The 12,840-nt window shown below is 63.8% G+C and carries 10 protein-coding genes and 1 pseudogene; 6 read left to right on the forward strand and 5 right to left on the reverse strand.

Going from position 1 to position 12,840, the window contains the following annotated elements; genetic code table 11:
• Positions 1-105 precede the first annotated feature (105 nt).
• Positions 106-435 (forward strand): hypothetical protein, encoded by a 330-nt coding sequence (locus tag BEI_RS08210; RefSeq protein WP_153045777.1) that lies wholly within the window; start codon positions 106-108, stop codon positions 433-435.
• 130 nt (positions 436-565) lie between these two features.
• A protein-coding gene (locus tag BEI_RS08215; RefSeq protein WP_097789061.1) for an IS3 family transposase occupies positions 566-1,737 on the forward strand; the annotation gives its coding sequence in 2 pieces (ribosomal slippage) (positions 566-842 and positions 842-1,737; 1,173 coding nt in all).
• Between the two features lie 177 nt (positions 1,738-1,914).
• Here BEI_RS08215 and dinB read toward each other — a convergent pair.
• Together dinB and lexA are read right to left on the reverse strand one after the other, a co-directional pair.
• The gene (gene dinB, locus BEI_RS08220; RefSeq protein ID WP_097789062.1) at positions 1,915-2,970 is read right to left on the reverse strand and encodes a DNA polymerase IV; all 1,056 of its coding nucleotides are present in this window, start codon (positions 2,968-2,970) and stop codon (positions 1,915-1,917) included.
• A gap of 64 nt (positions 2,971-3,034) precedes the next feature.
• Positions 3,035-3,694 (reverse strand): transcriptional repressor LexA, encoded by a 660-nt coding sequence (gene lexA / locus BEI_RS08225; protein ID WP_097789063.1) that lies wholly within the window; start codon positions 3,692-3,694, stop codon positions 3,035-3,037.
• Between the two features lie 234 nt (positions 3,695-3,928).
• Between lexA and BEI_RS08230 the strand changes: the two genes are divergently transcribed.
• Positions 3,929-4,582 carry a TetR/AcrR family transcriptional regulator gene (locus tag BEI_RS08230; RefSeq protein ID WP_097789064.1) on the forward strand — a complete coding sequence of 218 codons (654 nt, stop codon included), beginning with the start codon at positions 3,929-3,931 and terminating at the stop codon, positions 4,580-4,582.
• 223 nt (positions 4,583-4,805) lie between these two features.
• On the opposite strand, the gene BEI_RS08235 is transcribed toward BEI_RS08230, so the two are convergent.
• Both BEI_RS08235 and pilB read right to left on the reverse strand, forming a co-directional pair.
• The gene (locus tag BEI_RS08235; RefSeq protein ID WP_097789065.1) at positions 4,806-6,038 is read right to left on the reverse strand and encodes a type II secretion system F family protein; all 1,233 of its coding nucleotides are present in this window, start codon (positions 6,036-6,038) and stop codon (positions 4,806-4,808) included.
• Between the two features lie 190 nt (positions 6,039-6,228).
• A complete protein-coding gene (pilB, locus tag BEI_RS08240) occupies positions 6,229-8,022 on the reverse strand; it encodes a type IV-A pilus assembly ATPase PilB (RefSeq protein ID WP_420809732.1) in 1,794 nt (597 codons plus the stop codon).
• A 336-nt stretch (positions 8,023-8,358) separates the two neighbouring features.
• Here pilB and BEI_RS19470 point away from each other — a divergent pair.
• Together BEI_RS19470 and BEI_RS08245 are read left to right on the forward strand one after the other, a co-directional pair.
• Positions 8,359-8,470 (forward strand): annotated as a pseudogene (locus BEI_RS19470) (prepilin-type N-terminal cleavage/methylation domain-containing protein); the annotation flags it as partial.
• Entirely contained in the window at positions 8,461-8,763 is a 303-nt protein-coding gene (locus BEI_RS08245; protein ID WP_417340742.1) for a pilin, read from the forward strand. The pseudogene BEI_RS19470 and the gene BEI_RS08245, both read left to right, overlap by 10 nt.
• 572 nt (positions 8,764-9,335) lie before the next feature.
• Here BEI_RS08245 and BEI_RS08250 read toward each other — a convergent pair.
• Complete coding sequence (locus BEI_RS08250; protein WP_097789066.1) at positions 9,336-11,024, reverse strand: PglL family O-oligosaccharyltransferase; 1,689 nt, start codon at positions 11,022-11,024, stop codon at positions 9,336-9,338.
• Between the two features lie 172 nt (positions 11,025-11,196).
• Between BEI_RS08250 and BEI_RS08255 the strand changes: the two genes are divergently transcribed.
• Positions 11,197-12,612: an MBL fold metallo-hydrolase RNA specificity domain-containing protein gene (locus tag BEI_RS08255; protein WP_097789067.1), complete on the forward strand. Its 1,416-nt coding sequence runs from the start codon at positions 11,197-11,199 to the stop codon at positions 12,610-12,612.
• Positions 12,613-12,840 lie beyond the last annotated feature (228 nt).

The raw sequence follows: 12,840 nt of genomic DNA on the forward strand, positions 1-12,840 counted from the left end.
CCGGATAAGCGAAAGCTTATCTGGCTTAATGCGTCCATCGTTTCAGGTGCATCCCGGCATACTGGGCCGAGACTCGCTGGAAAGATTCCTGGATGCGACATGACCATGACCGCTCCCCCCGTGGCCCGGTCCGCGCGCCTGGTGCGCCGGCAGATGCTGCGCGACAACCGCTTCTTCGGCTTGCACCAGCTGTGGTACGGCCTGTTGCTCACGCCGGCCGCCAGCTACTTCCTGGCGCTGGTCTTCGACCCTACCGGCTGGTGGCTGGCGGGCGTCGGCTTCCTGGTCGCCTGGGCACTGGTCGAACTCGCCTTCCTCCCCCGGCGCCTCGTGATCCACCGCCTGGCCGCCAAGGAGAGTCAGGACGAGGTCGTCCGCGAGGCGCTGCGCCACGGCGTCTCGCTGCAGGAGGTGACGGTGGTCGACCGCGCCTGAGAGCGCCGAGCTGCAAGCGCCGAGCGCCGAGCCGCAAAGTAGCAAGTGACAAGTAGAAAGTGGCAAGAAGGCTCTTTGGAGTGCCCCTGAATTTGTAGACACCTTACCTGCAACCCGGAGGTAAGGTGCTATGCGCTTGAAAACCCGTCGCCAGTTCTCCCTGGAGTTCAAACGCCATGTGGTCCAGCATTCGCTGGAGTCCCCCGAACCCCAGGCCCGCGTAGCGGAGCGGTTCGGGATACACCCGAAACTGCTAGGTCGATGGAGGCGAGAACTCGTGACCACGGATGACCGCCAGCCCAAGGGGGTGCCCAACGCGGGTCCCCACAAGAGCCAGCATGAGCTGGAGCGTGAGAACCGGCGACTCAAGAAGCGTCTCGAGCGGGCCGAGCTGGAAGTCGAAATCCTAAAAAAGGCCAACGAGTACTTCGCCAAAGACCCGAAGTGAAGTTCGCCTTCATCAAGCGCTACCGCTCCCGACGCTGGACGGTTGTTTTGATGTGCGGAGTACTCGGCGTGTCCAAGGCGGGCTTCTATCGCTGGCTAAGTCGCCGACCGTCCCCCCAGGTGACGGAGAACGAGCGCCTGTTGCGCTTCCTGCTGGCCGAAGCTGACCGGCAGGCAGGCGTACCAGGTTATCGCAAACTCTGGCAGGCGGCCGTGAACGTGGGCTTTGCCTGTAGCCAGAATCGTGTGCAGCGGCTCCTGCAGCGCGCGGGCTATCGCTCGACACGGGCCTTGCGCCCCGGTTATCGGCGCCCCAAGCCTGGCCTGCCGGCCTTACCCAACCTGCTGAACCGAGAATTCGATGTGACGGCGCCCAATCGCGTCTGGGTCTCGGACATCACACAGGTACGCTGTCACGAAGGCTGGTGGTACCTGGCCATCGTCATGGACCTGTATTCCCGGCGGATCGTCGGCTGGGCCGGTGGGCCTCTCAACGACAGCCACCTGGTGGAGCGGGCGCTGAGGATGGCCTGGGCGGCGCGGCAGCCCTCAAGCGGAGGCATGCTGTTCCATTCAGATCAGGGGGCGCAGTACCGCAGCGAGAACGTGATGCGGTGGCTGACGGAGCGAGGCATCACGTTGAGCATGTCCCGTCGTGGCAATTGCTGGGATAACGCCTGTGCCGAGAGTTTCTTTGCCCAGCTGAAGGAAGAGTGGCTCCGTCGCCTGGCACGGCAGAGTCGTGCTGAACTGCAGGCTGAGGCGGAGTACTACATCGAAGAGTATTACGATAAGGTGCGGCTGCATGGCGCCTTGGGCGGGGTATCGCCCAAGGCGTTTGAAGCCGCTGCCTGATCAAGGTGTCTACTTTTTCAGGGCCACCTCACTTCTGGCAATCACCAGCGGGGCCTTCTTTTCCAAGGTGGGGCGGGCTTGGGTTTCCTTGCGACTTTCTACTTTCTACTCGAGCCTTCGCTTGGCCGCTTGGCCGCTTGGCCGCTTGGCCGCTTGGCCGCTTGGCCGCTTGGCCGCTTACAGCTCCAACTCCAACTGCTGCCGTGCGGCCTCGGGGACCAGCCTCACCCCGACTCCCAGCAGGCGCACCGGCCGCTCGGCCCGGGCCCAGGCCTGCTCCAGCAGGAGCTGGAAGCTGGCCTGGTCGGTGGCCAGCCCCCGGCTTTCCAGGGTGGTCAGGCTGAAGTCGTCGAAGCGTACCTTGACGAAGATCCCCGCCGGCGACGGATGGCCATGCCGGGCCAGGCGTTCCTCCAGGCGCCGGCAGAGCGGCACCAGGGCTTCCCTGGCCTCGGTCAGGCCGGGCAGGTCCCGGTCGAAGGTGGTCTCCACGCTCACCGACTTGCGCTCCCGCTCGACCTTTACCGGGCGCTCGTCGATCCCCCGGGCCAGCTCATAGAGCCGGTGGCCGAACTTGCCGAACTCCTCCCTCAGGCGCTCGAGGGGCAGCCGGCGCAGGTCCGCGCAGGTCTCGATGCCCAGGGCCTCGAGCCGCACCGAGGTGGCCGGACCCACCCCATGCAGCTTCTTCACCGGCAGCGCCGAGACGAAGGCCTCCACTCGGTCCGGGGCGATGACCGTCAGGCCGTCGGGCTTCTCCCAGTCGCTGGCGATCTTCGCCAGGAACTTGGCGGGGGCCGCCCCCACCGAGACGGTGATGCCCGTGCGTGCCAGGCACTCGGCCTTCAGCCACTGGGCCATCCAGGTGGCGCTGCCCTGGAAGGCCTCCACGTCCGTCACGTCCAGGAAGGCCTCGTCCAGGGAGAGGGGCTCCACCAGGGGCGTCAGCTCGTGGAAGACCGCCTGGATCTGCCGGGAAACGTCCCGGTACTTCTCGAAATCCCCCGGCAGCAGGGTCAGGTGAGGGCAGAGCCGCAGGGCCTGGGCGGTGGGCATGGCCGAATGGATGCCGAAGGCTCGGGCCGGGTAGTTGCAGGTGGCGATGACCCCGCGATGCTCCCGGGAACGGCCGATGGCCATCGGGATATCGCGCAGGCTGGGGTCATCGCGCATCTCGACCGCGGCGAAGAAGCAGTCGCAGTCGGCATGCAGGATCTTGCGTGGCTTCTGCATGGCGGAACGCTAAGGGGGCGTCGGCTGGCCGTGTGCGGTCATCTGTCCGGCATGCCGACGGAGCCTAACCCAGGGCCTGGCCATTGCCGCCTCGAATCACCCCCACCCCGATGCCCTCGATGTCCAGGGCATCCTGGCGCAGGTCCACCTCGATGGGGGCGAAGTCGGCGTTCTCGGCCTCCAGGGTCACCCGGTGCCCCTGGCGATGGAAGCGCTTGACGGTGACCTCGTCCTCCAGGCGGGCGACCACGATCTGGCCGTCCCGCACCCGATCGGTGCGATGCACGGCGAGCAGGTCGCCCTCGAGGATGCCCACGTCCTTCATGGACAGGCCGCGCACCCGCAACAGGTAGTCGGCCCGGGGGGTGAAGTAGTCGGGCGGCAGCGGGCAGTAGCGGTCGATGTGCTCGGCGGCCAGGATCGGGCTGCCGGCGGCCACCTCGCCGATGATCGGCAGGCCCTGGGGCGGTTCCTCCGCGCCGGCCGAGGCCTGGACGGGCTCCGGCTCCTGGGCGGGCAGGCGAATGCCGCGGGAGGTGCCGCGGATCACGCGGATCACGCCCTTGCGCTCCAGGGCTCGCAGGTGTTCTTCCGCGGCGTTCGGCGACTTGAACCCCAGGGCGCGGGAGATCTCCGCGCGGGTGGGCGGATAGCCCAGGTCGTTCATCGTCTTGACGATGAAGTCGTAGACGTTCTGCTGGCGAGGGGTGAGGGGGCGTGCCATGCGACCTCCGCGGCGGAATCGGTGTATTGGTCAAGTATACAGCATGGCAATCCATCCAGTAAAAGGCCTGGCCAGGGACGACTCCCGGGTGCCATCTCGGGCCGGCGTTTGGGTGATCGATCGTCGCGCCGATCGTGTTTCAAACAGGTGTCGCTGCTGCGCATTGAGCAAGGCCTCGGCCTGTCATACACTCAGGTCATATTCAAACAGATGTTTCCAACCCTGGACTCGCCCATGGCTCAGCCCGATACCGTCACGCGCATTCTCGATACCGCCGAGGTGCTGTTCGCCGAGCGCGGCTTCGCCGAGACTTCGCTGCGCAACATCACCAGCAAGGCCAAGGTGAACCTGGCCGCGGTCAACTACCACTTCGGCTCCAAGAAGTCGCTGATCCAGGCGGTCTTCGCCCGCTACCTCGACCCCTTCACCGAACGCTTCCACACGGCCCTGGACGAGCTGGAAGCCCGGCATGGCGGCGAGCAGGGCCCCATCCCCCTCGAAGAGCTGCTCGAGACCATGGCCCGCACCGTCCTCGAGGTGCCCGCCGAGCGCAACAGCCTCAAGGTGTTCATGCGCCTGCTGGGCCTGGCCTACAGCCAGGCCCAGGGACACCTGAGGCGCTTCATTCGCGAGGAGTACGGCAGCGTCTTCACCCGCTTCGGCGAGATGGTCCAGCGCGCCACGCCGGAACTGCCGGATGCCGAGCGCTTCTGGCGCTCCCACTTCATCCTCGGGTCGGTGATCTTCACCCTCTCGGGGCTCGACGCCCTGCGTGACATCGCCGAGCACGACTACGGCGAGCGGGTCTCGGTGCAGGACCTGGTGCAGCGCATGATGCCGGTGCTGGTCGCGGCCATGAACGCGCCCTTGCCGCAGGCGGAGGAGTGAGGTCGTTGCGATGAGTGCCTGACCGGCAGCTTCAAGGAAGCCGCCTGAGCTACAAGCTACAAGGAGCAAGCTACAAGGAAACCCCTTGTCGCCTGCCTCGGGGGGGGTCACACTCCCTTGCAGCTTGCAGCTTGCAGCTTGCAGCTTGCAGCTTGCAGCTTGCAGCTTGCAGCTTGCAGCTTGCAGCTTGCAGCTTGCAGCTTGCAGCTTGCAGCTTGCAGCTTCAGATCACACTCCCCAACTCGAAGATCGGCAGGTACATCGAGATGACCAGGCCGCCGACCAGCACCCCCAGCACCACGATGATGAAGGGCTCCAGCAGCGAGGTGAGGGCGTCGACCTTGTTGTCGACCTCTTCCTCGTAGTAGTCCGCCACGCGGTTGAGCATGGCGTCCAGGGCGCCGGCTTCCTCGCCGATGCCGACCATCTGCACCGCCAGCGGCGGGAACTGCTCGGTGAGACGCATGGCGAAGTGCAGCTGCTGGCCGGTGGCCACGTCGTCGCGGACCTGGTCGACGGCGCGCTCGTAGACCTTGTTGCCCGTGGCGCCCGACGAGGTCTCCAGGGCCTCCACCAGCGGCACGCCGGCGCCGAACGTGGTGGCCAGCGTGCGCGAATAGCGCGCCACGCAGGACTTGTCGAGGATGTCGCCGATGACCGGGATGCGCAGCGCCAGCGCGTGCATCCGATAGGCGAAACTCTCCGAGCGTTTCATCCCGCCGCGGATCAGGAAGACGGTGGCCACGAAGCCCCCCAGCACCCACAGCCAGTACGCCTGGGCGAGCTCGGAGAGATGGATGGTCATGCGCGTCATGGCCGGCAGCTCCGCGCCGAAGCCATGGAAGAGGCTCTCGAACTGGGGCACCACCTTGATCAGCAGCAGGGCGGTGACGCCGATGCCCACGGCGATGACCGCGGCGGGATACCAGAGCGCCTTCTTCACCCGGCCCTTCAGCGACTCGACCTTCTCCTTGTAGGTGGCCACCCGCTCGAGCATGCGATCCAGCGAGCCGGACTGCTCGCCGGCCTCCACCAGGTTGCAGAACAGCCGATCGAAGTGCTCGGGATGGCGCTTGAGGGCCTCGGAGAAGCTGGCACCGGCGGCCACGTCGTTCATCAGCTCCTGCACCAGGGCGCTCATGGCCGGCTTCTTCATGCTCTCCGCCACGACCTGGAAGGCCTGCAGGGCGGGCACCCCGGCGCGGATCATGGTGGCCATCTGACGCGCGAACAGCATGATGTCGCGGGGCTTGATCTTGCCCATGCCCCCGCCGATGCCGCTCTTGCGGCGAATGTTCTTGACGATGATGTTCTGGCCGGCCAGCTCCTTCTCGACCTCAAACCTCTTGCTGGCGATGATCTCGCCGCTGACATGGCGCCCCTGAGGTCCCTTGCCGGTCCAACGCCAACGGTAGAGCTTGATCTTCTTGGATTTCGGCATGGTTGCGGTGGCCATGATCGTGATCCCTGCGTTGCGTGAAATCTTTGCCCGGCGGGCAGCTACCAGCGCCTAGCGCCGAGCAGCCAAGGAACGAGTAGCAAGTGACGAGTAGCAAGTAGAAAGGAGAAAGTGGAAAGTGGAAAGGAGCCCCTCTTTCTACTTGTTACTTTCTACTTGAGCCTCGTTTTTGCCGCTTGGCCGCTGATCAATCCTTCGTCACCCGATTGACCTCCGCCAGGCTGGTCAGGCCCTGCATGACCTTGAGCAGGCCGCTGCGGCGCAGGTCCGGGTGCCCCTCCTGCCGGGCCTGGGCATCGAAGTCCATGGAGTTGCCGTGGGTCATGATCAGCTTGCTCATGGCGTCGGAGACGGGCACCACCTCGTAGATGCCGACGCGACCCTTGAAGCCCTGGGTACAGTGCTTGCAGCCCACCGGTTCGTAGAGGGTGGCCTGCTCGACCTCCTCCGGGGTGAAGCCCTGGGAGAGCAGCGCCTCCCGGGGGATATCGGCGGGCTGCTTGCAGTGCTTGCACAGGCGGCGGGCGAGGCGCTGGGCGATGATCAGGCTCACGGAACTGGCGATATTGAAGGGCGCGACGCCCATGTTGGCCAGGCGCGTGAGCGTTTCCGCCGCCGAGTTGGTGTGTACCGTGGAGAGCACCAGGTGGCCGGTCTGGGCCGCCTTGACCGCGATCTCGGCGGTCTCCAGGTCACGGATCTCGCCGACCATCACCACGTCCGGGTCCTGGCGCAGGAAGGCGCGCAGGGCGCTGGCGAAGTCGAGGCCGATCTTGGGCAGCACGTTCACCTGGTTGACCCCGGGCACCTTGATCTCCACCGGGTCCTCGGCGGTGCAGATGTTGCGCTCCACCTCGTTGAGGATGTTGATACCCGTGTAGAGGGTCACCGTCTTGCCGCTGCCGGTGGGGCCGGTGACCAGGATCATGCCCTGGGGATCGTCCAGCACCGCCTCGTACATGGCGCGCTGCTCGGGGGTGAAGCCCAGTTCCTCGATGCCCAGCTGCGCCGAGGACGGGTCGAGGATCCGCAGCACGACCTTCTCGCCGTAGACGGTGGGCAGGGAGTTGACGCGGAAGTCGATCGAACGGGTCTTGGAGATCCGCAGCTTGATGGCGCCGTCCTGGGGCAGCCGGCGCTCGGAGATGTCCAGCCGCGACATCACCTTGAGCCGGGCCGCGATCCGCGTGCGCATGGCGAAGGGCGGATGCGCCACGTCGTGCAGCATGCCGTCGATGCGGAAGCGTACCCGGTAGCTGGTCTCGTAGGGCTCGAAGTGAATATCCGAGGCGCCGCGCCGGATGGCGTCCAGCAGGATCTTGTTGACGAACTTGACGATGGGGGCGTCGTCGCCGGCGGCCGCCACCTGCTGCTGTTCGTCGGTGATGTCGGTGGCGCCTTCGTCGTACTCCAGCTCGCCGATGGCATCGTCGACGTTGGCCAGCTCGTCGAGCATCGAGTTCTCGGTGCTCGCCAGGTAGCTCTCCAGCACCGGGCCCAGTTGGTCGACCGGCGCCAGGACGCCTTCCGGGGTCAGGCCGGTGGCGAACTGCAGCTCGTCGAGCTGGGCCAGGGTGGACGGGTAGGGCACGGCCACCGTGAGGCGGTGCCCGTGCCGGGTGAGCGGCAGGATGCCCAGCCGGCGCAGGATCTTGTCCGGAAACTCCGCCGCCGGGGGCAGGCTCGCCAGGCGCAGGGCATCCAGGTCGATGATCGGCAGCCCGTATTCCCAGGCGGCGGTCAGGGTGGCCTGGCGGGCGGGCACCATGCCGGCGTCGATGATGTGCTCCAGCAGCGAGACCTCGGCCTCCCGGGCCACTTCCTCGGCGCGGCTGGCCGCGGCCTCGCTGATCAGCCCGTCGGCGACCAGCCGCTTGGAGAGCCCGCGCATGCCGCGTCGGTTCGCCACGCTGGAAAGGGGCGAATCCTGGGGCTGGGGCGTCTCGACCTGTTCGGGGCCGGGGGGGCGGTAGTCGTTCATCGGCGTCCTGTCATATATATGGCAAGTACTAGCTCGGCACCCTGGATTCTAGCGCCTGAGTGGGGCACCCGCCCATAGTCCCACGACGCGGTTTCAACCTTTTCCTTGACCTGAAACAGGCATGCGTCAGTATGAGTAAGCGCATCAAGGAGTTACCCGAAAAGGTGACGAGCTTGCACGAAGGCAAAATGTAAATTAATGTAAGTATCAGGGTGGTCTCAAGGCTGCCTTGGCGAGGCCGGAGGCGGCCCGAGGTAAAAACCATCGCCAGCACGGGGCTGGCGATGCTTGGAGCAAGGGGTGGAGACGATGAAAAGACAAACGATGCAGCGCAGCATGAAGGCTCGTCAGGGCGGTTTCACCCTGATCGAGCTGATGATCGTGGTGGCGATCATCGGGATCTTGGCGGCTATCGCAATTCCTGCCTATCAAGACTATGTGGGTAGGGCGCAGGCCTCTGAAGGCTTGTCCGTAGTCTCTGGGGTGCAATTAGATGTTGCGGAGCAGGTTGCTCAAGACGGAGCATTGACTACTAATATTTCATTGTCCCCTACGCTGGATGGGAAATATATTAGCGGGGTGACAGTTGCATCGAATGGTGTTATTACGGTAAGTTTTGACGCTGGTGTTCACAGTGGTCAAACCATGACATTGACACCCACGGAAGCAAATGGTCAAATTACTGGTTGGACGTGTGCCGGCTTAGCTGATACGGCCTACTTGCCAAGTTCATGCCAGTAATGCGAGTAATCTCAGTAGTGGTTTATTAAAACTGGGGTAGATCTCCTTAAGTGAAAACGGCCGGCTTCTGCTGGCCGTTTTCACTTTTCGTCGGGTCATAATTTTCTGGTCTTAGCTTCCATTCCCGGGTTCGCGCCGAGCAAGGACGGCTATCCGGTAAGAGAGTCAACAGCTCTAGAGCAGCATGCCGTTGTGATGGAAGCGGCGATTGATGCCCTGAACACAGCGGTGCCATGTGATCTTCATCATGCTGATAACTGCCAGTTCGTTATGTGGCGCAAGTATGTGTATGTGCTGGTCATCAGCGCATAGGCATGTGTGCTCAAGAAAATTTAGGTGGTTATGACAATCTGCTCCCTTGTGTAGCATCCTCCCACAAATGTTCTGCCGATGGGGTGTTGAAGTGGCAGCTCCCCCAGTAGTTGAAAGTGGCGAAATCTCCTATGATATTCATGATGTTAAATAACTAGTTAAGGCGGGGAGCCTATAAGAGAACTTTGTGCAGTACGAAAACGAAAGCAGGAAAATCATTACCGCACGTCTACTTCCTCTATTATGTGCGGCTTACCATTCTATGGCTGAAGAAAATTCGAGGCGGGGAAGAGGTCGTGCGCTTTGTCTATGGTGGTGACTCCTTGGGAAGAAGTGTCTAGTAACTTTTCAGCCTGGATAATATTTGAAAAAAGGGGCGGGCTGGGCTCCAAGTGTGCAAATTCTCTGGCCCATGTTAAGTAACCCGAAATAGATGCCTCGAGACCAAGGCTAGCTGCTTTATTGAGTTGTTGGGACATGACAAGAAATTCCAGTGTATTAGAAATGCCCAAGGGGTTGATTACATCAGACAAGGTGCCAGTTTCCAGGCCTTGAGAAGCGACATGGGTTTTGACTTTCCACAGTGTCTGTAGGTGCGTCACCATAAAGATGAGCAAGACTGGAGTCGCGACTAAAGAGCCGACTCGGATTCCAAAGGTGTAACGGTTATCCCGCAGCCTGGTTTGATAGCATTGGCTAGCCACCATGCCGGCCAGCAAAATGAACCCAAGCCAGCTTGCCTGGCTATGATAGAAGGGAAGCTCCGTCATGGAGTGCAGGGTGAGCGGCAGCAGTAGTGCGGCCAGCAGCAGGCGATGGCCCTTGGGGCCATTTGCATAGGTGCGCCACAGTAACCAAACGCCGAATACGAGTAAAACCAACATGGGGAGCAGGCCGCCCTCGACGCCCCAGAAAAGCAACTCATTGTGAGGGTGGGAGAAGGTTTCCCAGATATAAGGTTCGACGATCGCCGGCTGATTGATGGGCTGGGCGGCTCGCCAATCGGCGAAGCTGTACAGGAAATCGTGCTGGAAACGCCCATAACCCCAGCCGAGGAAGGGATTTTCCAGGATCATTCTCAGTGAGTGGGTCAGGACGTACCAGCGGGAGCCGGAGGTGCTGGCCACGGATTCGGCACTGCGCAGGGATCCCTCAGACGGGTTCCAGAGCAGGTAGGCCAGCAGTGCACCGATAACCAAAGCGCCCGCCCACCATTTGCATACATTGCGGTGCTGACTCCATAGGTAGGCGAGGAGCAGGGGAATGACGATTGCGGCGGTCAACCAGCCGATGACCGACGCAGCAAACCAGAGAATGGCCGGCATGAAAAGCGGCGCCAGCAGGGTGACGCCTCGCTCCCAGGTTCTTTTCGCCTCGATGATCAACCAGGCGGAGACCGCGAGGCCGGTGACCAGGAAGCTGGCCAAGACATTCTTTTGCTGAAAGATCCCATAGGGATACTGGTAATTCACGTTATAACCGAGCCAGTTTCCCGGCTCCAGCCAGTAGAGCTGCGCGTAACTCAGCAGGGTTTCCAGCAGGGCACCCAGCAGGATCGCAAAGCCCAGCCACCACCAATCCCGCTGGGTCAGCTGGAGCTGCGCGAGCCCCAGCAACAGAATCCCGCCCGCCGTCACGCCGAGCATGCGGGGGAGCGCGATCAGCGAGGCCTCGTTCCAGGTCCACAGGAAGGGCAACCATAGGGCCAGCAGCAATAGCCCAAGGCCGATATGGAAGCTGCTGTAGTGGATGACGCCGCGAGTGGCCGGCCACATCGCGATGGCCATCATCACCCCGAAGCCCATCCACACCGCAGCGTTATGGGGCATGCGAAGGCCGGTGCCGCCCAGATTGGGGAAGGTGACATGCATCAGCACCGTGAAGGTGAAGATCGTGGTGCCGATGAACCAGGCGATCAGGCGGCGATTGGGAGCGGAGGTCTGCGTCATGGGCGGGACTCAGTGGAAGGGTGGCGCCTTGGTTTCATATTGTTACACGTGTGGCCAGTGTCCACCGTACCGGGGGGGTTGTAAAGGCGGTGAGCCAGGGATGAGGTATGCGGTGCTCTCGGGTTGAGTGAACTAGACTCCGAGGCATGCGTCTTGGCAGGGAGGCCGAGCCATGTCCTATCCCCATCTCGTCCATCATGGTGCCGCCCGGGGCGTGACCGGCAGCTGCCATCGCCTGCAGTTCGCCGAGGATCGGGCGCTGCTGGTGGATTGCGGCCTCTTCCAGGGAGGGGATGCCGTTGGGGCCGATACCCTGGCCCAGCATCGCGTCGAATTCCCGGTGGCGGACCTGCTGGCGCTGGTCGTCACCCATGTGCATATCGACCATGTCGGGCGCCTGCCGTACCTGCTCGCCGCGGGCTATCGCGGGCCGATCCTGTGTTCGCCGCCCTCGGCGAGGCTGCTGCCGCTGGTGATCGAGGATGCGCTGAAGATCGGCTTCACCCGGGATCAAAGACTGATCGAGCGTTTCCTCGATGAGGTCGGTGAGCGGCTGGTGCCCCTGGACTATCGCCACTGGCACGCCCTCATCGATGACGCCCGGCACCGGGTCCGCGTGAAGCTCCAGCGGGCCGGCCATATCCTGGGATCGGCCTATGTGGAGGTCGACTTCGAGGATCGCGCCACCGGGGGACGACACCGCACGGTCTTCTCCGGGGATCTCGGCGCGCCCCATACGCCCCTGCTGCCGGCGCCGCGCTCGCCGTATCGTGCCGATACCCTGGTGATCGAGAGCACCTACGGCGACCGCGATCACGAGGACCGCACCGAGCGCCGCGAACGGCTCGCCGCCGCCATCGACCGGGCCCTGGCCAACGAGGGCAGCGTGATCATCCCGGCCTTCAGCATCGGCCGTACCCAGGAGCTGCTCTACGAGATCGAAAGCCTGATCCACCGTGGCCGTAGCCCGCGTTGGCGGGACCTGGAGATCATCGTCGACTCACCCCTGGCGGCGCGTTTCACCGAGGCGTACCGGGCTCTCAAGCCCTGGTGGGACGCCGAGGCGCATCGGCGCCTGCGCTCGGGGCGTCATCCCCTGAGCTTCGAGAACCTCTACACGGTGGACAGCCACGACGCCCACGAGCGGACCGTGGAGTATCTGGCTCGCACCGGGCGCCCGGCGGTGGTGATCGCCGCCAGCGGCATGGCCACCGGCGGGCGGGTGGTCAACTACCTGAAGCGGATGCTCGGGGATCCTCGCCACGCCGTGGTGTTCGTCGGCTACCAGGCCAGAGGGACGCCGGGGCGGGCGATCCAGCGATACGGGCCGAGCGGCGGTTGGGTGGAGCTGGATGGCGAGCGCTTCGACATCCGGGCCCACGTCGAGACCGTCGGCGGCTATTCCGCCCATGCGGATCGGCGTCACCTGCTGGACTTCATCCGGCGCATGCGCCATCCGCCCCGCCACATCCGCCTGGTGCATGGGGAGCCCGAGGTCCAGGAGGCCTTCAGGCAGCGGATCCTCGCCTGGGCCCGGGAAGCGGGGCATGGGGTGACGGTGACCCTGGCGTGCGGCGAAGCCGGCTAGGGTGGGGTGGCGGACTCGCGACTATCCCGGACGTCCTTCCACGATGAGCTCCCGGCGCCTGAGCGACGTGGCGCAGTCGATGCAGTAGTAGGTCCGGGGCCGCCTGAGCCAGCGGTGCCAGAGTCGGCGACGGTGGGGGTAGATGCCATACCCGTGGCAGTGGGGGCAACGATGCTTCATGACGAATCCCTGCGCTGATCGGAAGAGGCGTTTGCCCATCTTCTTGTT

The sequence above is a fragment of the Halomonas beimenensis genome (genome assembly GCF_002549795.1).
In the GTDB taxonomy this organism is placed as follows: Bacteria; Pseudomonadota; Gammaproteobacteria; order Pseudomonadales; family Halomonadaceae; genus Halomonas; species Halomonas beimenensis.

Bases quoted from the DNA above. Each gene is read 5' to 3' on its own strand.
- BEI_RS08235 (WP_097789065.1), bottom strand. From the start codon at position 6,038: ATGGCCACCGCAACCATGCCGAAATCCAAGAAGATCAAGCTCTACCGT.
- pilB (WP_420809732.1), bottom strand. From the start codon at position 8,022: ATGAACGACTACCGCCCCCCCGGCCCCGAACAGGTCGAGACGCCCCAG.
- BEI_RS08250 (WP_097789066.1), bottom strand. From the start codon at position 11,024: ATGACGCAGACCTCCGCTCCCAATCGCCGCCTGATCGCCTGGTTCATC.
- BEI_RS08210 (WP_153045777.1), top strand. From the start codon at position 106: ATGACCGCTCCCCCCGTGGCCCGGTCCGCGCGCCTGGTGCGCCGGCAG.
- lexA (WP_097789063.1), bottom strand. From the start codon at position 3,694: ATGGCACGCCCCCTCACCCCTCGCCAGCAGAACGTCTACGACTTCATC.
- dinB (WP_097789062.1), bottom strand. From the start codon at position 2,970: ATGCAGAAGCCACGCAAGATCCTGCATGCCGACTGCGACTGCTTCTTC.
- BEI_RS08230 (WP_097789064.1), top strand. From the start codon at position 3,929: ATGGCTCAGCCCGATACCGTCACGCGCATTCTCGATACCGCCGAGGTG.
- BEI_RS08255 (WP_097789067.1), top strand. From the start codon at position 11,197: ATGTCCTATCCCCATCTCGTCCATCATGGTGCCGCCCGGGGCGTGACC.